The sequence below is a fragment of the Streptomyces odontotermitis genome, assembly GCF_050510915.1.
Lineage (GTDB): Bacteria > Actinomycetota > Actinomycetes > Streptomycetales > Streptomycetaceae > Streptomyces.
This window is the reverse complement of the sequence record NZ_JBNJLS010000001.1, coordinates 1281451-1300638: the sequence shown is the minus strand read 5'-3', so window position 1 is coordinate 1300638 and position 19188 is coordinate 1281451. Positions and strand designations below refer to the sequence as shown.

At 70.0% G+C, this 19188-nt stretch carries 15 protein-coding genes, 1 tRNA gene and 1 pseudogene; 4 read left to right on the top strand and 13 right to left on the bottom strand.

Annotated elements, in window-relative coordinates; all coding sequences use genetic code 11:
• Nucleotides 1–14 precede the first annotated feature (14 nt).
• The 6 genes from ACQB60_RS05840 to ACQB60_RS05815 all read right to left on the bottom strand — a co-directional run bounded on the left by ACQB60_RS05840 (nt 15) and on the right by ACQB60_RS05815 (nt 8213).
• A complete protein-coding gene (locus ACQB60_RS05840) occupies nt 15–1664 on the bottom strand; it encodes a bifunctional aspartate transaminase/aspartate 4-decarboxylase (RefSeq protein WP_496924689.1) in 1650 nt (549 codons plus the stop codon).
• A gap of 45 nt (nt 1665–1709) precedes the next feature.
• The gene (gene aspT, locus ACQB60_RS05835) at nt 1710–3389 is read right to left on the bottom strand and encodes an aspartate-alanine antiporter (RefSeq protein WP_496924688.1); all 1680 of its coding nucleotides are present in this window, start codon (nt 3387–3389) and stop codon (nt 1710–1712) included.
• Nucleotides 3390–3492: 103 nt separating this feature from the next.
• Nucleotides 3493–4902 carry a GH1 family beta-glucosidase gene (locus ACQB60_RS05830; protein WP_496924687.1) on the bottom strand — a complete coding sequence of 470 codons (1410 nt, stop codon included), beginning with the start codon at nt 4900–4902 and terminating at the stop codon, nt 3493–3495.
• Between the two features lie 67 nt (nt 4903–4969).
• Complete coding sequence (locus tag ACQB60_RS05825; RefSeq protein ID WP_496924686.1) at nt 4970–5854, bottom strand: carbohydrate ABC transporter permease; 885 nt, start codon at nt 5852–5854, stop codon at nt 4970–4972.
• Entirely contained in the window at nt 5851–6852 is a 1002-nt protein-coding gene (locus ACQB60_RS05820; RefSeq protein WP_496924791.1) for a carbohydrate ABC transporter permease, read from the bottom strand. The genes ACQB60_RS05825 and ACQB60_RS05820 overlap by 4 nt, the downstream gene beginning before the upstream one ends.
• Nucleotides 6853–6857: 5 nt before the next feature.
• The gene (locus ACQB60_RS05815) at nt 6858–8213 is read right to left on the bottom strand and encodes an ABC transporter substrate-binding protein (RefSeq protein WP_496924685.1); all 1356 of its coding nucleotides are present in this window, start codon (nt 8211–8213) and stop codon (nt 6858–6860) included.
• A gap of 185 nt (nt 8214–8398) precedes the next feature.
• Between ACQB60_RS05815 and ACQB60_RS05810 the strand changes: the two genes are divergently transcribed.
• Nucleotides 8399–9463: a LacI family DNA-binding transcriptional regulator gene (locus ACQB60_RS05810; RefSeq protein ID WP_496924684.1), complete on the top strand. Its 1065-nt coding sequence runs from the start codon at nt 8399–8401 to the stop codon at nt 9461–9463.
• Nucleotides 9464–9539: 76 nt separating this feature from the next.
• On the opposite strand, the gene ACQB60_RS05805 is transcribed toward ACQB60_RS05810, so the two are convergent.
• The 4 genes and pseudogenes from ACQB60_RS05805 to ACQB60_RS05790 all read right to left on the bottom strand — a co-directional run bounded on the left by ACQB60_RS05805 (nt 9540) and on the right by ACQB60_RS05790 (nt 12287).
• A tRNA-His gene (locus tag ACQB60_RS05805) sits at nt 9540–9612 on the bottom strand.
• 121 nt (nt 9613–9733) lie between these two features.
• Nucleotides 9734–10336 carry an oligoribonuclease gene (gene orn, locus ACQB60_RS05800; RefSeq protein ID WP_384831677.1) on the bottom strand — a complete coding sequence of 201 codons (603 nt, stop codon included), beginning with the start codon at nt 10334–10336 and terminating at the stop codon, nt 9734–9736.
• 10 nt (nt 10337–10346) lie between these two features.
• Nucleotides 10347–11575: pseudogene (locus tag ACQB60_RS05795) on the bottom strand (GlxA family transcriptional regulator).
• A 460-nt stretch (nt 11576–12035) separates the two neighbouring features.
• Entirely contained in the window at nt 12036–12287 is a 252-nt protein-coding gene (locus ACQB60_RS05790) for a hypothetical protein (RefSeq protein ID WP_384832095.1), read from the bottom strand.
• Nucleotides 12288–12856: 569 nt separating this feature from the next.
• On the opposite strand from ACQB60_RS05790, the gene ACQB60_RS05785 reads away from it, so the two are divergent.
• Both ACQB60_RS05785 and ACQB60_RS05780 read left to right on the top strand, forming a co-directional pair.
• On the top strand, nt 12857–13381 hold the full coding sequence (locus ACQB60_RS05785; RefSeq protein WP_384831680.1) for a universal stress protein: 525 nt from the start codon (nt 12857–12859) through the stop codon (nt 13379–13381).
• A gap of 194 nt (nt 13382–13575) precedes the next feature.
• Nucleotides 13576–14145: a GPR1/FUN34/YaaH family transporter gene (locus tag ACQB60_RS05780; RefSeq protein ID WP_496924683.1), complete on the top strand. Its 570-nt coding sequence runs from the start codon at nt 13576–13578 to the stop codon at nt 14143–14145.
• A 127-nt stretch (nt 14146–14272) separates the two neighbouring features.
• Here the strand turns inward: ACQB60_RS05780 and glmS are convergent, their stop codons facing one another.
• The 3 genes from glmS to ACQB60_RS05765 form a co-directional block, all read right to left on the bottom strand.
• Nucleotides 14273–16090, bottom strand: a complete 1818-nt coding sequence (glmS, locus tag ACQB60_RS05775; RefSeq protein WP_496924682.1) for a glutamine--fructose-6-phosphate transaminase (isomerizing) — start codon at nt 16088–16090, stop codon at nt 14273–14275.
• 11 nt (nt 16091–16101) lie between these two features.
• On the bottom strand, nt 16102–16359 hold the full coding sequence (locus ACQB60_RS05770; RefSeq protein WP_384831687.1) for a hypothetical protein: 258 nt from the start codon (nt 16357–16359) through the stop codon (nt 16102–16104).
• A 133-nt stretch (nt 16360–16492) separates the two neighbouring features.
• Nucleotides 16493–17386 carry a DUF4429 domain-containing protein gene (locus tag ACQB60_RS05765; RefSeq protein ID WP_496924681.1) on the bottom strand — a complete coding sequence of 298 codons (894 nt, stop codon included), beginning with the start codon at nt 17384–17386 and terminating at the stop codon, nt 16493–16495.
• A 152-nt stretch (nt 17387–17538) separates the two neighbouring features.
• Between ACQB60_RS05765 and ACQB60_RS05760 the strand changes: the two genes are divergently transcribed.
• Nucleotides 17539–19161, top strand: a complete 1623-nt coding sequence (locus ACQB60_RS05760; protein WP_496924680.1) for a beta-N-acetylhexosaminidase — start codon at nt 17539–17541, stop codon at nt 19159–19161.
• Nucleotides 19162–19188 lie beyond the last annotated feature (27 nt).

The window sequence follows — 19188 nt, the reverse complement described above, 5'->3', positions numbered from 1 at the left end:
GGGCGCCGCCCTGTTCAGGCCCTGGACCCCTCCCACTCCTTCGCATAGTCATCGAAGATCGCCCGCAGATGATGCCCGATCTTCAGGTAGTCCAGGTCGTCGAGGTTGGCCAGCGACACCCGCACCGACCACTCCGGCCCTTCGAACCCGCCACCGTTGAGGAGCACCACGCCGGTCTGCTCGGCCAGGCGGAACAGCGGGTCGATGGGCTCGTAGTTCGTCTCCAGGAAGTCCGCGAAGTCCTTGCCGTGCTCGAGCTCCGCCTCGGCGATCAGGTCGAGTTCGATGTAGTACCCGGCCCGCTTCGGGTCGTCGCTGATCTTCATCTGGGCGCCTTCGAGGAGGAGTTCGAGGCGCTGCTGGACGGTGGCGCGGATCCTGCGCTTGTACTCCTGCCCCTCCTCCAGCATGGCGAAGAGCGAGAACAGGCACATCATGACCTGCTGGGGGAGCGAGAGCCCGGCGGTGTGGTTGAGGGCCACCTGGCGGGAGTCGGCGACCAGCCGGTCGATGAACCGGATCTTCCCGGGTTCGAGGGACAGCGATCCGTACCGCTTGTCGAGGCGGTCCTTGTCGGCCTGGGGGAGCGCCTTCAGCATGTCGTCGATGACGTTGTCGTCGTTGAGGCCGATCACGCCGAGCCGCCAGCCCGTGCAGCCGTAGTGCTTCGAGTACGAGTACACGAGCAGGGTGTTGCGGGGCAGGTCCGCCGCGATGGACCGGAACCCCTCCACGAACGTGCCGTACACGTCGTCGGTGACGAGCAGCAGGTTCGGGTTCTTGGTCGCGACGATGTCCCTGATCTGGTCGGCGACGCGCTGACTGAGCGCGAGGGAGGGCGGGTTGGAGGGGTTGACCAGGCAGACCAGCTTGATCTCCGGGTCCTCCAGCTTGGCGACCTCTTCCTCCGGGTAGCGCCACTCGCGCACCCCCGTCTCGACGAACTTGTTGGCCTCGATGTACGTGACGTCGAACTCGTACGTGTCGAGTTCGGGGATCTCGATGTACGGGGTGAAGACGGGGACCATCAGGGCGATCTTGTCGCCCTTCTTCAGGATCCCGTTCTTCATGAGGGAGTCGAAGATGTAGCACATGGCGGCGGTGCCGCCCTCGGTCGCGAAGTACGAGACGTTCCCCGCGGGCGGCCGCTTGTCGAACATCTCGTCGTCGATGTAGCCGCGCACGATCTGCTCGGTGTGGGTCAGGATGCGGTCGGGGACGGGGTAGTTGTCGCCGACCGAGCTGTCGGTGAGCTCGTGGACGAAGGCGTCCTTCTCGAAGCCGAAGCGCTTGACCGCGAACTCCACGCATTTCTGCAGGAGTTCGATGCCGGGCAGGTCCGGGTGCCGGCGCACGAACGTGTCGAACCGCTCGCCGGAGCCCGGGATGTCGGGCATCCCCCCGAGGTTGTCGGCGGTCCACACGCGGCGCGACTCGGAGAGGGCGAAGTAGCCGAGCGCGTGGAAGGCTTCACGGGGGCCGGACGCCAGCCAGTTGGGGTTGCCGCGGCCCGCGTTGAGCATCTGGACCGACGACTTGCCCTTCTGACCCGGCTGGTCGGCCTGCGCCTTCTTGGCGATGTCGATGAAGATGTTCTTCAGCTCGAACGGGGAGAGCTGCGCGTATTCCTTGATCTTCTCGCGGGGGATGGTGCTCTTCGGCACGGTGGCTCCTTGCGTACGGGATGGTCTGACCGGGCGCCGGGGCTCCTAGGAGCCGAGGACGCCCACGAGGAGCGGACCGGTCAGGGGCAACAGGAAGTTCGAGAGCGTGTACGTGATCGTGTAGCCGAGCATCGGCACGGAGCTCTGGGCCACCTGGGTGACCGAGGTGATCGCGGGGGTCGAGCACTGCTGGCCCGCGATGGCGCCGACGAGGAGCGGCGGCTCGATCTTCAGGAGCTTGCGGCCGACGAGGAGCGAGAGCGTCGCGGGCACCAGGACCATGGCGATCCCCGCGACGGGGAGCAGCGCCCCGTACTGCTTGAGCAGCGGCCACGCCTGCGGCCCCGAGAGCAGGCCCGTGCAGGCGATGAAGACGGCGAGGCCCATGTCCTTGAGGGTGGTGGCGGCCTGGGGCGGGAAGGCCCCGAAGGTCTGTCTGCGGGAGCGGAACCAGCCGAAGAGCAGCCCCGAGATCAGACAGCCGCCGCCGGTGCCGAGCGACATCGGGACGTCGCCGAAGTTCACCACGATCTGCCCGAGCAGCGAACCGGCGGCGATGCCGAGGCCCAGGTAGATGAAGTCGGTGGCGTCGTTCTTCACGACGGCGCCGATCTTCGTGACGATCTTGGTCAGGCCCGAGCGGGCGCCGGTCAGCGTCAGCACGTCGCCCCGGTGGACCACGGTGTCGGCGGTGGCGGGCAGCCGCTGGTCGCCCCGGAGCACCTCGGTGACGTACACGCCGTCCTTGATGAACTCCGGGTAGGTGCGGAGCAGCTGGTTGAGGCTCTGCCCGTCGGCGCTCTTCTCGGTGACGGCGACCTGGGTGGAGGCCAGCGGCGAGTCCAGGCCCGGCACTCCGGGGGTCTCGACGCCGATCTCGCGGCCCGCCTCGATGACGTTGGCCCGCCGTCCGACGACAAGCACCAGGTCGGAGAGGGTCAGCGCGAGATCGGGGGAGGGGGCGAGGGCCTTGCTGCCGCGCTTGATCTGCTCGACGGTGACGCGGCCGTCCATGGCCGTCTCCAGGTCACCGACGGTGCGGCCGTCGGCGCTGGTCACCAGGTAGGTCCGGCCGACGAGGCCGGGCATCGCGGGCCGCTCGTCGGGCTCCAGGCCCTCGCTGCCGCCGCGCATCTGTTCCCACAGCCGGCGGGAGGCGTCCGCGAGGTTGATGCGCATCATCATCGGCATGATCTGGCTGGTGTAGAGCACGATCGTGATCAGGCCGAAGAGGTAGCAGACGGTGTACGCGGTGGCGACGTGCCCCTGGTACTCGGAGATCTGCTGGGCGCTGAGCCCGCTGAGCTCACCGATGGACTCGGTGGCCGTACCGACCACGGCCGACTCGGTCGCGGCGCCCGCGAGGATGCCCGAGGCCGTGCCGACGTCCAGGTCGAACGCCTTCGCCAGGCCGTACGCGATGCCGAGCACACAGACCAGCTCGATCCCGCACAGCGCGAAGAACCGCAGGCTCTTGCGGTTGAGGTTGGCGAAGAACTGCGGCCCGGCCATATAGCCGAGGGCGAAGATGAAGAGCGCGAAGAAGACGGTCTTCACGTCCCCGTCGATCTGGACCTTGGTCCAGGCACCGAGGAGCAGCGCGACGATCAGCGTCCCGCAGATGCCGCCCAGGGTGAGAGGCCCGACGCGCAGCTTGCCGAGGAGATAGCCCCCGGCGAGGCAGATGAACAGCGCGAACTCGGGGTGGTCCTTGATGACTCCCATATCGGGAAACTAGGCAGTTCACGGACAAGCTGCCACAGGAGCAGGGGGGCGGGGGGGGAGCCGGGACTCCTCCCCCGCCCCAGGTCTCAGGCCACAGGTCGCCCTACGCGGGCGGCTCCAGCGTCACCTCCAGGGGCAGCTCCCCGCCCGCCGCCACCCCTGCGTACCAGCGGGCACTCGACTTGGGCGTTCGCACCTGCGTCTCGTAGTCCACGTACACCGCCCCGAAGCGCTTGCTGTAGCCGTAGGCCCACTCGAAGTTGTCGAGGAGCGACCACAGGAAGTACCCGCGCACATCGGCGCCCGCCTCGATCGCGCGGTGCAGCGCCGAGAGGTGGGAGTGGACGTAGCGGATGCGGTCGGGGTCGTGCACCCGGCCGTCCGCGCCCGGCTTGTCGTCGTACGCCGCCCCGTTCTCCGTCACGTACAGCGGCAGCCCCGGCGCCTCGGCGGCGTACCCGAGCAGCAGGTCGCTCAGGCCCGTCGGGTCCACCGGCCAGTCCATCGCGGTGAGTTCGCCGGGCGCCTGGTGGAAGGTGACGTGCCCGTCGGCGCCCGGCCACGGCGACGGCTCCCCGGTCGGGGTGCCCGTGCCCGCGGACACCACGGCGGGCGCGTAGTAGTTGACGCCGAGGAAGTCGAGCGGGTGGTGGGCGGCCGCGGCGTCGCCGTCCCGGTGGAAGGACCAGTCGGTGAGCGGGGCCGTGTCGGCGAACAGGTCGTCGTCGTAGGCGCCGTGCAGCATCGGCCCGGTGAAGATCCGGTTGGCGAGCGCGTCGATGCGGCGGCGGGCGTCCTGGTCGGCGGGCGACGCGGTGAGCGGGCGGACCGCGCTCGGGTTGAGGCTGACGCCGATGCGGGCGCGGCCGGGCAGGTGCTCGCGCAGCGCCGCCGCGCCGAGCCCGTGCGCCAGGTTGAGGTGGTGGGCGGCGCGCAGGGCGGCCACCGGGTCGGTCCGCCCCGGCGCGTGCACCCCCGCCCCGTACCCCAGAAAGGCGCTGCACCAGGGCTCGTTGAGGGTCGTCCACAGCTCCACCCGGTCGCCGAGCGCGGCCCCGACGAGCCCCGCGTACTCGGCGAAGCGCAGCGCGGTCTCCCGCTCCGGCCAGCCGCCGCCCGTCTCCAGCTCCTGGGGCAGGTCCCAGTGGTAGAGGGTGACCATCGGCTGGATGCCGTGCTCCAGGAGGGCGTCGACAAGCGCCCGGTAGAAGTCCAGGCCGCGCTGGACGGCGGGGCCGCGCCCGGTGGGCTGCACCCGCGTCCAGGACACCGAGAAGCGGTACGCGGACAGGCCGAGGTCCGCCATCAGGCGCACGTCGTCCCGCCATCGGTGGTAGTGGTCCACGGCGACGTCGCCGGTGTCCCCGCCGAGCACCTTGCCCGGCGTATGGCTGAAGGTGTCCCAGATGGAGGGGGTGCGGCCGTCCTCCCGGGCCGCGCCCTCGATCTGGTACGCGGCGGTGGCGGAGCCCCACAGGAAGCCGGGGGGAAAGCGCAGGGTCGTCTCGGTCATAGGAGCGCTCCCAAGTGTCGTACGGGAAAGGGGAGTTGGCGTTGATCCGGGTACGTGGGGCGAGGGCTCAGCCCTTGATCGCGCCCTGCATGATCCCGCCCACGATCTGCTTGCCGAACACGATGAACACGAGCAGCAGCGGCAGCGTCCCGAGGAGCGCTCCCGCCATGATCACCGACTGGTCGGGGATGTAGCCCCGGCCGAGCCCGGTCAGGGCGACCTGCACGGTGGGGCTGCCGCTCTGGGTCAGCGCGATGATCGGCCAGAAGAAGTCGTTCCAGGACTGCACGAAGGTGAGCATGCCGAGCACCGCCATCGCGGGCCGCGCCGCCGGGAACACGATGTGCCAGACGACGCGGATGCTGCTCGCTCCGTCCACCCGGGCCGCCTCGATGAGCTCCGTGGGCAGCGCCTGGATCAGGTACTGCCGCATGAAGAACACCCCGAAGGCGCAGACCAGGCCCGGCAGGATCACCGACTGCAGCTGGTCGGTCCAGGAGAGCCTGGCGATCAGCATGTACAGCGGTACGACGCCCAGTTGGGGCGGCACCATCATCGTGCCGATCACCATCAGGAGCAGCGCGTTCTTGAACCGGAAGCGCAGCTTGGCGAAGGCGAACCCGGCGAGCGTGGAGAAGAGCACGGTGCCGATCGTGACGAGGCTCGCCACCACCATCGTGTTCAGCAGCGCCGTGCCCATGTTGGCGTCGGTCCAGGCGATCTCGAGGTTCTTGAAGAGGTTGCCGCCGAACCACAGGGGCGGCGGGGACTGCGCGAGCCGCGTGTTGTTGCGGGACGCGGCGATCGCCGTCCACACCAGCGGGAAGAGCGAGAGGACCGTGAAGACGACGAGCACGGCGTAGGTGAGCTTCCCGCCGTGCAGGGTGCGCCCGGCGCGGCTCTTCCGCTTGTGCGCAGACGTGTGCACGGACTTGCCCACGGATCCGCTCACAGGTCCCCCTCGCTCTTGCGGATGTACCGGGCGATCAGCCAGTTCACCAGGCCGATCACCAGCAGGATCAGGAACATCGCCCAGGCGATCGCGGAGGCCCGGCCCAGGTGCAGGTTGAACCAGCCCTGCTCGTACAGGTACAGGCCGAGCGTCTGGAACTGGTGGTCGGAGCCGCCGTTCGGCACCGCGCTGCCGTTGAAGAGCAGCGGCTCGCCGAAGAGCTGCATCGCGCCGATCGTCGACACCACGCACGTGAAGAGGATCGTCGGCCGCAGCGACGGCAGCGTCACGTGCAGGAACTGCCGCCAGCGCGAGGCCCCGTCCAGCGCCGCCGACTCGTACAGGTCGTTCGGGATGGACTGCATCGCGGCGAGGTAGATCAGCGCGTTGTACCCCGTCCACCGCCAGATCACGATGGTCGACACCGCGACCTGCGAGGCCAGCGGCCCGTTCTGCCAGTCCACGGCGTCGATGCCGACGAGCCCCAGGCCCCAGTTGATCATTCCGTAGTCGTGCCCGAAGAGGAGCACGAAGACGAGGGTCGCGGCCGCCACCGAGGTGGCGTACGGGGTCAGGGCCGCGATCCGGAAGAACATCGAGCCGCGCAGCTTGTAGTTGAGCAGGTGTGCGATCCCGAGCGCCATCATCAGCTGCGGCACGGTCGAGAGCAGCCCGATGGTCACGGTGTTCTGCAGGGCGTTCCAGAAGAAGTCGTCGCTCAGCAGCCGCGAGAAGTTCCTGAGCCCCACCCACTCCATGTCGTTCGGCGCGGTCAGCTCCACGCGGTGCAGCGAGGCCCAGCCCGTGTAGAGCAGCGGGAAGAGCCCGAAGGCCGCGAAGAAGACGAAGAACGGCGCCACATACGCGTACGGGCTCCACTTCACGTCCCACCGGTAGCGGCGGCTGCGGCGCGCCCGCCGCCGCTCCTCGGCCTCGGAACTCCCGCGCACCGCACGCGGCTTGGGGCGGGGACTCTCGTATTCGTACTCGCTCGCCATCCGGCTCACAGATCCAGTGCGTTGTCGATCGCCTTGGTCGCCGCCTTCCAGCCGGCCGCCGACGACTTGCCCTTCTGGTCGACCTGGAGCATCCCGACGTCGGCCAGGTTCGTGGCGATGACCAGGTCCTTCGGGCCGAGGATCTGGACGGGCGCGTCCTCGGCGGCCTTGGCGAAGATCTTGCCGATGGGCGCGTTGTTGAAGTACGGGTGCTTGGCGTCCTTCACGACGGGCAGCCCATAGGCGGCGGTGGAGCTGGGGAAGCTGCCCTGCTTCTCGAAGAACCGGGCCTGCTGCTCGGGCGCCGTCAGCCACGCGGCGAGCTTGGCGGCCTCCTCGGGGTGCTTGCCCTTGCCGGCCTTCGGCACGACGAGGAAGGAGCCGCCCCAGTTGCTGGGCTTCGGCGCCGCCGCGACGTCCCACTTGCCCTCGGCGGCCTTGCCGCCCTTGTCCTTGATGTAGCCGAGCATCCAGGCGGGGCAGGAGACGGTGGCGAACCTGCCGTTGGCGAACGCCGAGTTCCAGGAGGGCTGGAACTGCTGGAGCTTCGCGGTCAGGCCCGCGCTCGCGAACTCCGCGGAGATGTCCCAGGCTTCCTTTATGGCGGGGTTGGTCTTGTAGATGACCTTGCCGTCGCTGTCGTAGTACCGGTGCGCGCTGCTGCCGGTGATCGCGGCCATCACACCGCCCGCCCCGTCCACGAAGGCCGTGCCCTCGGGCGCCTTGGCCTGGTAGCGCTTCCCGGCCTCCAGGTACTTCCTCCAGTCACCGGCCCACAGCTTCCCGACCGCCTCGCGGTCCGTCGGCAGCCCGGCCTTCTTGAAGAGGTCCCGCCGGTAGCAGATGCCCTGCGGGCCGACGTCCGTGCCGAGCGCGACCGTCGTCCCGCCCTTCGCGGTGCCCTGCTTCCACTTCCAGTCAAGGAAGTTGCTCTGCTTCACCCCTTGAACGGAACCGAGGTCCACGAGCTTGTCCGCCTGGGTGGCGGTGACTTCCGCGATGTTGTTCACCTCGACGGCCTGGATGTCGGCGAGCCCGCTGCCGGAGCCGAGGTGGGTGAGCAGCTGCGGGTAGTAGTTCTCGTTCCGCTCGATGGAGGACTGCACGATCTTGATGTCGGGATGCTGGTTCTCGTACTCCTTGTAGAGCCCTGCCTCCTGCAGCCCGAAGTTGCCGAACACCCCGATGCTGATGGTGGTCTTCCCCTTGCCGCCCCCGCCGCCGCCCGAGGAACCGCCGGGCTCGTCGGTGTCCTCGGCGCAGCCCGCGAGCAGACCGGCCGAGAGGGCGGCGACGGCGGCGAGGACCACCACCTTGCGGGATGTTCGACTCCTGTAGCGCGGTGCGGTCCTGTGGCGCATGACGTCCTCCGGTCTCAACTACGGTTCTTGTGAAGGTGAGTTGACTCGTTGTTGCCGTTCGGGGGAGGTGCGGGTCGCTGACGGGCCGGGTACGGTGGGAGCGCTCCCATACGTGATGTGTTGAAGAGTCGTAGCTTGGCGGGGGAGTGTCAAGGCGCCGGACGGTGGAGAGTTGGGAGGCCAAAATGACGGCTCGTCAGCCCAAGGGGCGGCGCGGGGGGCGTCCGACCCTCGAAGAGGTGGCCGCACGCGCGGGCGTGGGCCGGGGCACGGTGTCCCGGGTCATCAACGGCTCGCCGCGGGTCAGCGAGCACACCCGCGCCGCCGTCGAGGAGGCCGTCGCCGAGCTGGGCTACGTGCCGAACACCGCGGCCCGCGCGCTGGCCGCCAACCGCACGGACTCCATCGCCGTCGTGGTCCCCGAGCCCGAGTCCCGCTTCTTCGCCGAGCCCTACTTCTCCGAGATCATCCACGGCGTGGGCACGGCGCTCGCCGACACCTCCCTGCAGCTCCTGCTGACCTTCGCGGGCGGCGAGGGCGAGCGCAGGCGCCTGGCCCAGTACCTCGCGGCGCACCGTGTGGACGGCGTCCTGCTGATCTCCGTGCACGCCGACGACCCGCTGCCCGCCCTCCTGGAGCAGCTGGAGATCCCCGCGGTGATCAGCGGCCGCCGCTCGGCCGACGAGACCCTCGCCTCGGTCGACTCCGACAACTACGCGGGCGCCCGCGCCGCCGTCGCCCACCTGCTGTCCCGCGGCCGCCGCACCATAGCCACGATCACCGGCCGCCTGGACGTGTACGGCGCCCAGTGCCGCCTGGCGGGCTACCGCGACGCCCTCGCCGAGGGCGGCCACCCCGCGCCCGAGGACCTGATCGCCCCGGCCGACTTCACGGAAGAGGGCGGCCACCGGGCGATGGCGGAGCTCCTGGTGCGCAGGCCGGACCTGGACGCGGTCTTCGCGGGCTCGGACGTGATGGCGGCGGGCGCCCGCCGGGTGCTGCGCGCGGCGGGCCGCCGGATACCGGACGAGGTGGCCCTGGTCGGCTTCGACGACTCGGCGATCGCCCGGCACATGGAGCCGCCGCTGACGAGCGTGCGCCAGCCGATCACCGAGATGGGCCGGGTGATGACGGAGCTGCTCCTGGAGGAGATCGCCCAGGCCGCCGAGGGCCGCCCGACGGCGTCCCGCAGGCTGCTGCGGCCGCAGATCGTGCTGCCGACGGAGCTGGTGGAGCGGGCCTCGTCGTGAGCCCGGAGACGCGCGCCCGTGAACGCACACACGACGAAGGCCCCGGTTCCGAGGAACCGGGGCCTTCGCCCTTCAGGGTGAGTGACGGGACTTGAACCCGCGGCCACCTGGACCACAACCAGGTGCTCTACCAACTGAGCTACACCCACCATGCCCGGTCTTTTGTCGTTCTTCCGACCGGCCGAGAAAAAGTGTACAGGGTCCGAAGGGGTGCTCGCGCCCGCCTTTTGCGGACCCTGTACGAGACGGCTCCCGAGACCGTCTCAGCGGCTACTCCGCAGGCAGCACGTGGTGCGCCGCGATGGCCTTCGCGGTGTCCGAGTCCGGCCCGGGCTGCGGGACGAAGATCGCCTCGCGGTAGTAGCGGAGCTCGGCGATCGACTCGCGGATGTCGGCGAGCGCGCGGTGGTTGCCGTTCTTGTCCGGGCTGTTGAAGTACGCCCTGGGGTACCAGCGCCGGGCGAGCTCCTTGATGGAGGAGACATCGACGATCCGGTAGTGCAGGAAGTCCTCGAGGACCGGCATGTCCCGCAGCAGGAAGCCGCGGTCGGTGCCGACGGAGTTGCCGCACAGCGGCGCCTTCCTCGGATCCTTGACGTGCTCACGTACATACGCCAGGACCTGCTCCTCGGCGTCGGCGAGCGTCGTGCCGCCCGCCAGCTCGTCGAGGAGCCCCGAGGTGGTGTGCATCTGCCGCACCACCTCGGGCATGGTCTCCAGCGCCGCGTCCGGCGGGCGGATCACGATGTCCACACCTTCGCCGAGCACGTTCAGTTCCGAGTCGGTGACCAGTGCGGCCACCTCGATAAGTGCGTCATCCGTCAGCGAGAGCCCGGTCATCTCGCAGTCGATCCACACCATGCGATCGTTCATGCGTCTTACCCTACGGCGCGCTCCTCGGGCCGGGCAGAGTCGGACGCCCTGACGCGAACACATCCGAGTTCGGCTTGCCGGGTTCCATGGGCAGCGAGGCCGCCGGTCCCAGGGAGCTGGCGGCCGCGGTGCGCCGGGTCTGTGTGGGCACCGGACCGGCCTCCACCATGGGCGGGGGCGGCGGCACCGGGGGCACCGTGGCCTCCGGCGGGCGGTCGCCCTGCGGCCTGCGGGCGCGGTAGGCGGCCCGGTAGGCGGCGGGGGACGAGCCGAGCTGGCGGCGGAAGTGCCCGCGCAGCGCGACGGGGGAGCGGAAGCCGCAGCGGCCCGCCACCTCGTCCACCGAATAGTCGGAGGTCTCCAGGAGCCGCTGTGCCTGGAGCACCCGCTGGGTGATCAGCCACTGCAATGGAGCGCTCCCAGTGAGCGAGCGGAACCTCCGGTCGAAGGTGCGCCTGCTCATGTACGCCCGTGCCGCCAGGGTCTCCACGTCGAACTGCTCGTGGAGGTGTTCCAGGGCCCAGGCGACCACCTCGGCCAGCGGGTCGGCGCCGATCTCCTCCGGCAGCGACCGGTCGAGATAGCGCTCCTGGCCGCCCGCCCGGCGCGGCGGCACCACGAGCCGGCGGGCGAGCGCACCCGCCGCCTCGTTGCCGTGATCCGTCCGCACGATGTGCAGACAGAGATCGATTCCGGCCGCGGTGCCGGCGCTCGTCAGGACGTCGCCGTCGTCGACGAAGAGCTCGCGCGGATCCACGTGCACGGACGGATAGCGCTTGGCCAGCGTCGGCGCGTACATCCAGTGCGTCGTCGCCGGGCGGCCGTCGAGCAGCCCGGCCGCCGCGAGCACGAAGGCTCCGGTACAGAGCCCGACGATGCGGGCCCCCTCCTCGTGGGCGCGGCGCAGCGCGTCGAGCGCCTCCGGCGGCGGCGGTGACGTGATCGACCGCCAGGCCGGTACGACGACGGTGCCCGCCCGCCCGATGGCGTCGAGCCCATGGGGCGCGGTGAGTTCGAGCCCCCAGTAGTGCGCAGCGGCCCCTCTTCTCCGGCGCACACCAGCAGCCGGTACCGCGGAACTCCGGCGTCCTGCCGGTCGATGCCGAACACGGAGAGCGGTATGGAACTCTCGAAGATGGGGCCACCGCTGAACAGCAACACCGCTACGATCTCCCGGCGGCGGCGCCCGGACAGCTTCCGTGCCGCGGTCTCCGGCACGACAGTGGAGTCGTGGCTCATGTCGCTAAGCCCCCCTCGGACGTCGCGGCTCCCTGTTCTTGGACCTGTCGCTCCTGCACGTTTCCCCTCGGTCCTCCACCAGTCCCCCGCCGTATTACAGTCAAGATCGAATCTACTGCGTCCCGTCATCCCGGGATGACCAGTTCAGCACCTGGCACATTGTCGACATGGCAACTTGGCGTGAAGCATTCGATCACGAAGCGTTGCACTCTGGGGCGTTGCTGGGAAGTGCGCCTTCGCTCCATGGCCGGTCCCCGTATGGTGCGAGCGACTTCTGGACGTCTTTCAGCCCTGGTCGGACGGGGGTTGGGGCCCTGTTCCGCCAAGGAATGCACGCATGTAGGAAGTTGGCTGAAAAGTGCTGTGGGCGTGTGTGTGAATCAGTCAGTCGACCGGCGTACGCCCACCCGTCTCCCACCACCGCCCTACCCGAAGCGCTGCGCGCTGCCCCTCCTCTCTCCTAAGCGCGGTGGCCGCCCCGGCGCACTCCCGCACCCGCCCGCCCGTGCCGGCCGTGCTGCGCCGCGTGCCGCTCGGCGTACGCCCGCGCGGCACCCCGCTCGGACTGTCGCAGTAGCACTCGGCAAACTCCGGTGACGGCCGCGAGCCCGAGCGCGGACCCGGCCGCGCCCGCGAGTGAACTCCCGTATCCGATGAGGACCACCGGGACGAGGACACAGCTGAAGGCGGCCCAGCGGACCACGTCGCTCACCGAGTCCTGCTGGCCGGCCCGCGCGGGGGCCGCGGCGGGCGGCGCCTCGGGGCCGCGCGGGGCGGGCGGCGCGGGGCGGCGGCGCTCGCGCGTCCCCTCGGACGGGTGGCGGCGACTCTGAGGGGAGGGGGGTCCTCCCTGCTCGAGCGCGGTCGAGAGCTTGGGGGCGGCTGCAGGCGCGGTGGACGGTCCAGGCACGGCGTGCTCCCTGTGGCGATGGCTTCAGAGGTTCAACGCGCGGTCGGCGAGGCGGTCACTGGCGTAAACATCGGGGTGCTGCAGGCCGGGTACAAACCGCCTGTACGGGGCAGCAGCCATTGCCATACGGGCGTCGCTCATGCATGCTCCGGTGAACGCCGGGCGGCCCTTACGGGGCCTGGCGCAGGCCCTGGGCAGGAGAGGAGTGTCGCCGTACCCTTGGGGGTATGGGGTTGGAAAGGTGATAACCGGTCACAGCTCCGGTTCTCAGCTGACCTGCACGTCCCGCCCCTGCTCACCCCGGCTCCGCACCGCGGGCCACCTGGACAAAGCCGACCCTCCCACACGAGGACTCCTTCGCCGAGACACCGATGGCCGGTCACGAATTCTCCGAACACGCGGACCGCAAGCGGCAGGTCGCCGATCCGACAGCGACCCCCCAAGCGGCGGAAGAACCACGTCATTCCTGCGATCCCGCCTTCCGGCACGGCGTCGTCGTCGGCTTCGACGGCTCGACGTCCAGCGAGCGGGCGCTCGCGTACGCGATCGGCATGGCCCATCGCTCCGGCTCGGGGCTGATCATCGTCCACGTCGCCAACCGCCTGCCCACCACGGTCTGGGCGGGCTGTGAACCACCGGTCTTCGTCGACGTGCCGGACCACCGCACGGAAGTACTCGGGCTCGAACTCGCCTGTGCGGAGTATCTGTCCGAGGTCCCGTGGATCCTCGTCGAGCGCGGCGGCGACATCTGCCACGAGCTCGAGGAGGTCGGCCGGGAGTACTCGGCGGACGCCATCGTCGTCGGCACCACGCACGGCATCGTGGGCCGCATCTTCGGCTCGGTCGCGGGCCGGCTCGCGCGGCGGGCGCAGCGTCCCGTCGTCGTCATCCCGTAACTCGCCGTTCCCCCAGGTGAGATGAGGGGCCGTGCCGTCAACTTCCTTTGCCGAATAGATAAATCTACTCGTGCGTAGAGGTGGTTTGTTCGCTTGTGAAGGGTACATAAGGGTCGCTGGCACAACGCACGGCCCAGCACCACGCAGCACGACTGCACAACTGCACATGTGCTCTTCTCTGAAGGGAGCCCGCCGTGGACAACGACGTCTCTGCGGGAAGCACCACTTCGACGCTCGGGCAACTCGCCCTCGGCCTCACCCTGTTGGCCTTCGGACTCGGTCACACCGGAGTGATCGACGGCGTGACGGCGGCGGACGCCGTCTCGCTCGCGACCTATGTCGGCGGCATCGCGCTCTTCGTCGCGGGCCTCTTCGCCTTCCGCGACCGCGACGCCGGCAACGGCACGGCGTACGCCTCGCTCGGCGCCCTCTGGTTCACCTGGGGCGTCACCGCCGACGCACAGGTCTCCGCCAACGCGGCCGGTCTCTTCCTGCTGCTCTTCGCGCTCGTCGCCCTCAGCCTGACGCTCGGCGCGGCCGGCGCGGGGACCCTCGTGCGCGGCACGTACGGGCTGCTCTTCGTGGCCCTTCTGCTGCTCGCCGTCGCGGCGTTCGGCGACGGCGACGCTCTCGCCAAGGCCGGCGGCTGGTTCGCCGCGGTCAGCGGGCTCCTCGCCTGGTACGGCGCGACGGCCGCTCTCGCCAAGTGGCGTACGGAGCTGCCGGGGCGGCCTGCCGGCCGGGGGGTGACGGCCGCCGGCTGAGGCAGGCGCGGGCCGGGGTAATGGGCGACCCCGGCCCTTGAAGAACGGTCCCCCGTGTGCTTGGTGGCACGCACGGGGGACCGTTCACGTGGGAGGACAGGTCCCACGTGCTGGGGGGAGGGGAGGGCTACTCCACCGTCACGGACTTGGCGAGGTTGCGGGGCTTGTCGATGTCCCTGCCCAGGGCCAACGCCGTGTGGTACGCGAGGAGTTGGAGCGGGATGCCCATGAGGATCGGGTCCAGCTCGTCCTCGTTCTTCGGGACCAGGATGGTGTGGTCGGCCTTCTCCTGCTCCTGGTGCGCGACCGCGAGGATCTGGCCGCTGCGGGCCTTGATCTCCTCCATCGCGGCGCGGTTCTTCTCCAGCAGGTCGTCGTCGGGGACGATCGCGACCGTCGGGAGCGCGGGCTCGATGAGGGCGAGCGGGCCGTGCTTCAGCTCGGAGGCCGGGTACGCCTCGGCGTGGATGTACGAGACCTCCTTGAGCTTCAGGGACGCCTCGCGGGCCACCGGGTAGCCGCGCACCCGGCCGATGAAGAGCATCGACCTGGCGTCGGCGTACCGCTTCGCCAGCTTCTTGATCTCCTCTTCCTGCTTGAGGATGTCGGCGATCTGGCCGGGCAGCTTGCGCAGGCCCTCGATGATCCGCTTGCCGTCGGCCACGGACAGGTCGCGGATGCGGCCCAGGTGCAGGGCGAGCAGCGCGAAGGCGACCGTCGTGTTGGTGAAGCACTTGGTGGACACCACGCAGACCTCGGGGCCCGCGTGCACGTACACGCCCGCGTCCGACTCGCGCGCGATGGCGCTGCCCACCACGTTCACGACGCCGAAGACCCGGGCGCCCTTGCGCTTGAGCTCCTGCACGGCGGCGAGCACGTCGTACGTCTCGCCGGACTGGGAGACCGCGATGTACAGGGTGTCGGGGTCGACCACCGGGTTGCGGTAGCGGAACTCGGAGGCGGGCTCGGCGTCCGCGGGGATGCGGGCCAGCTCCTCGATCATCTGGGCGCCGATCATGCCCGCGTGGTACGAGGTGCCGCAGCCCAGGATCTTCACGCGGCGCACGGTGCGGGCGTCGCGGGCGTCGAGGTTGAGGCCGCCGAGGTGCACGGTGGCGAACCGGTCGTCGATGCGGCCGCGCAGCACGCGGTCCACGGCGTCGGCCTGCTCGCAGATCTCCTTGTGCATGTACGTGTCGTGGCCGCCCATGTCGTACGACTCGGCCTCCCACTCCACGGTGGTCGGCTCGGCCGAGGTGCGCGAACCCTCGGTCGTGTACGTGCGGTAGTCGTCGGCCTTGATGGTGGCCATCTCGCCGTCGTCGAGGGTGACGACCTGGCGGGTGTGCGAGACGAGGGCGGCGACGTCCGAGGCGACGAACATCTCCTTCTCGCCGATGCCGAGGACGACCGGGGAGCCGTTGCGGGCCACCACGATGCGGTCGTTGAAGTCGGCGTGCATGACGGCGATGCCGTAGGTGCCCTCGATGTGGCGCAGCGCCTCGCGGACCCGGTCCTCCAGCTTCTCGGCCTGGGAGCGGGCGATGAGGTGGGTGAGGACCTCGGTGTCGGTCTCGGAGCGGAACTCCACGCCGTCCGCGGTCAGCCGGGTGCGCAGCTCGGAGGCGTTGTCGATGATGCCGTTGTGGACGACGGCGACCTTGTTCTCGGCGTCCAGGTGCGGGTGGGCGTTCTCGTCGGACGGGGCGCCGTGGGTGGCCCAGCGGGTGTGGGCGATGCCGGTCGTGCCCTTGAAGCGGGCGGGGACCTTGGCCTCCAGGTCGCGGACGCGGCCCTTGGCCTTGACCATCTTCAGGCCGGTGGCCTTGGGGCTGGTGATGACGACGCCCGCGGAGTCGTAGCCGCGGTACTCCAGGCGCTGGAGTCCCTCCAGGAGGAGGGGGGCTACGTCTCGCTTGCCGATATAACCGACGATTCCGCACATAGGGGTATTCCTCAGCCGTAGACGATGCGGCGCAGCTGCCTCAGCGTGAGCTCGGGCGGCGCGACCGCGCGGTATTCCAGGTCCGCCGCGATCCGCTCGAAGATCGCCGCGTTCACCAGGCCCTGCCCCTGGAGTTCGCGATGGCGGCGACGGACGAACTCTTCGGTCGTCTCGTCGAAGTAGGCGAGCACGTCCTGGATGACGCGCAGGGCTTCGCCCCGCTGGAGCGGGGTGCTGCGCGTCAGATGATCCACCAGGTCGTCGTGCATTCGTTGATCCTGGGGTATCTACGACCCATTCGCAAGAATCCTGCCCGATTTCGGGCACGGACGTGTCGCAGGCAAGACCTGAACGCGTCACGAGCTGATCGCGCGCTGTCTCAGCTGCGCTTCACGCGCGCGTTCACATGCGCTTCAGGACCGCCTGCTTCGCCGCGCTGAACTCCTCGTCCGTGAGGATCCCGGCCTGGTGCAGCTCGCCCAGTTCGCGCAGCCGGCGAAGGAGCGCGTCGTGGTCGTCGGCCGGGGCCCCGGGAGCGGCGGGTGCCGCCGGGGCGGGCGCGGGGAGCTCGGCCGGGGCGTCGGCGGGCGCGGGCGCCGCGGGGTGGGCGAGCCGGACCTGGACCGCGGCGCCGACCAGGGCCATCAGCGGGTCCTTCTTGAACCCCCACAGCTCGACCGCGTTCGGGTCGTACTTCGGCGGGGCCTTGGTGGGGGAGTTGCGCACGGTGAAGCGGAGGTGGCCGTTCTCCAGGCCCAGCGCCGGGTGCCACTCCACGGACTGGATGTCGGCGAGCGCCAGGGACCGGGTGCCCGAGGCGGCCTTGCCCTCCTCCGTCTTCCAGTTCCACTCCAGACGGATCCGCTCCCCGTCGAAGCTCGCCGTGCCGTCGCCCGCCGAGACCGAGAGCGGGACGGCGGGGCCCGGCAGGAGGTAGCTGTCACAGGGGGTGGCGGGGACCTGCTCCAGGAGCAGGGCGTTGCGGACCTCGTCCACCAGGTACTCGGCGACTCCGTGGCGGTCGGGCTCCACCGTGAGCTGGTAGGGGTCCGTGGCGTCCTTGAGCTTGCCGCCGGTCACCTGGAGCAGCGGGTCGGCGCCGTCCCGCAGCCGGAGGCGCAACCGGCCCGACTTCTTGCCCTGTTCGAAGGCGATGCCCGCCAACGCCCGCAGGGGGACGGCCAGTTCGCCCAGGGTCTTGCGGAGCAGCGAGACGCTCTTGTCGTGTCCGGGCACGAGCCGCAGGGTCTCCCCGTCGAAGGTCCAGGTGCCGTCGCGCTGGATGATTTCCGCCATGCATGGATTCTCGCATCCGACCTGTTGGAGAGATGTTCTGAGTTGGTCTACGCCCCTTGACCCGGTGTAGGGCGCGCGCTTGCATGGCCGTTCGATTGCGATGCCCCCACAGTGCGGCGCCCGCGCCGCCCGGCCCGTCGAAGGGACCGCTTGTGAGACAGCACCTCAGATCGACCCGAATCCTCGGCGCACTGCTGCTCGTCGCCGCCGCCGGCGTCTCCGCCGTGGGGGCCGCTCCCTCCTCCGGTGCCGCCCGCGCCCCCCAGACCACCGCGACCCCCACCCCCCTCGGCCAGGTCGTCCCCGCGCCCGCGAAGGTGGCCGCGGGCGGATCCCCGTACCAGATCAGCGCCAAGACCCGGATACGGGTGGACGACCGCTCGCGGGCCGCGCACCGCATCGGCGACTACCTCGCGGGCGTCCTGCGGCCCTCCACCGGCTACCGCCTGAAGGTCACCGACGACACCGGCCGCGACGGCATCCGGCTGCGGCTCAGCGCCAAGGACAAGAGCCTCGGCGACGAGGGCTACCGGCTCACCTCCGACCGCGGCGCCGTCACCATCACCGCCCGCAGGCCCGCCGGGCTCTTCCACGGCGTGCAGACCCTGCGCCAGCAACTGCCCGCCGCGGCCGAGGAGAAGACCGCGCAGAAGGGGCCCTGGCTGGTCGCGGGCGGCACCATCGAGGACACCCCGCGGTACGGGTACCGGAGCGCGATGCTCGATGTGTCGCGGCACTTCTTCACCGTGGAGCAGGTCAAGCGGTACATCGACCAGATGTCGCTGTACAAGGTCAACAAGCTGCATCTGCACCTCAGCGACGACCAGGGCTGGCGCATCGCCATCGACTCCTGGCCGCGCCTTGCCGAGTACGGCGGCTCGACCCAGGTCGGCGGCGGCAAGGGCGGCTACTACACGAAGGCGCAGTACAAGGAGATCGTCGACTACGCCTCCGCGCACTACCTGGAGGTCGTCCCGGAGATCGACATGCCGGGGCACACCAACGCGGCGCTCGCCTCGTACGCGGACCTCAACTGCAACGGCGTCGCGCCGCCCCTCTACACCGGCACCGAGGTCGGCTTCAGCTCGCTGTGCGTGAAGAAGGACATCACGTACGACTTCGTGGACGACGTCATCCGCGAGATCGCCGCCATGACCCCCGGCAAGTACCTCCACATCGGCGGCGACGAGGCGCACTCCACCAGCCACGAGGACTACGTCGCCTTCATGGACAAGGTGCAGCCGGTCGTCGCCAAGTACGGGAAGACCGCGGTCGGTTGGCACCAGCTGACCGGCGCGCACCCCGCGAAGGGCGCCATCGCCCAGTACTGGGGCTACGACGCGACCGGCCAGGCCGAGCGCGACCAGGTGGTGAACGCCGCGAAGAACGGCACCAAGCTGGTCATCTCCCCGGCCGACCGCTCCTACCTCGACATGAAGTACACCAAGGACACCCCGCTCGGCCTCGCCTGGGCCGGGTACGTCGAGGTGCAGCGCTCCTACGACTGGGACCCGGGCACGTATCTCGCGGGCGCGCCCGCCGACTCGATCGCGGGCGTCGAGGCGCCGCTGTGGTCGGAGACGATCTCGACCTCCGCGCACATCGAGTACATGGCCTTCCCGCGGCTGCCCGGCATCGCGGAGCTCGGCTGGTCGCCCGCCTCGACGCACGACTGGAACGCGTACAAGGTGCGGCTCGCGCAGCAGGGGCCGCGCTGGGACGCGATGGGGATCAACTACTACAAGTCGCCGCAAGTACCTTGGCCGAGCGCCTAGTTGACTGTGCTCGGCCGACTGCACACG

Excerpts from the sequence above, each read along its gene's own strand:
- ACQB60_RS05830 (WP_496924687.1), bottom strand. The coding sequence starts at position 4,902 with ATGACCGAGACGACCCTGCGCTTTCCCCCCGGCTTCCTGTGGGGCTCC.
- ACQB60_RS05770 (WP_384831687.1), bottom strand. The coding sequence starts at position 16,359 with ATGCACGACGACCTGGTGGATCATCTGACGCGCAGCACCCCGCTCCAG.
- ACQB60_RS05810 (WP_496924684.1), top strand. The coding sequence starts at position 8,399 with ATGACGGCTCGTCAGCCCAAGGGGCGGCGCGGGGGGCGTCCGACCCTC.
- ACQB60_RS05815 (WP_496924685.1), bottom strand. The coding sequence starts at position 8,213 with ATGCGCCACAGGACCGCACCGCGCTACAGGAGTCGAACATCCCGCAAG.
- glmS (WP_496924682.1), bottom strand. The coding sequence starts at position 16,090 with ATGTGCGGAATCGTCGGTTATATCGGCAAGCGAGACGTAGCCCCCCTC.
- ACQB60_RS05785 (WP_384831680.1), top strand. The coding sequence starts at position 12,857 with ATGGCCGGTCACGAATTCTCCGAACACGCGGACCGCAAGCGGCAGGTC.
- ACQB60_RS05765 (WP_496924681.1), bottom strand. The coding sequence starts at position 17,386 with ATGGCGGAAATCATCCAGCGCGACGGCACCTGGACCTTCGACGGGGAG.
- ACQB60_RS05820 (WP_496924791.1), bottom strand. The coding sequence starts at position 6,852 with ATGGCGAGCGAGTACGAATACGAGAGTCCCCGCCCCAAGCCGCGTGCG.
- orn (WP_384831677.1), bottom strand. The coding sequence starts at position 10,336 with ATGAACGATCGCATGGTGTGGATCGACTGCGAGATGACCGGGCTCTCG.
- aspT (WP_496924688.1), bottom strand. The coding sequence starts at position 3,389 with ATGGGAGTCATCAAGGACCACCCCGAGTTCGCGCTGTTCATCTGCCTC.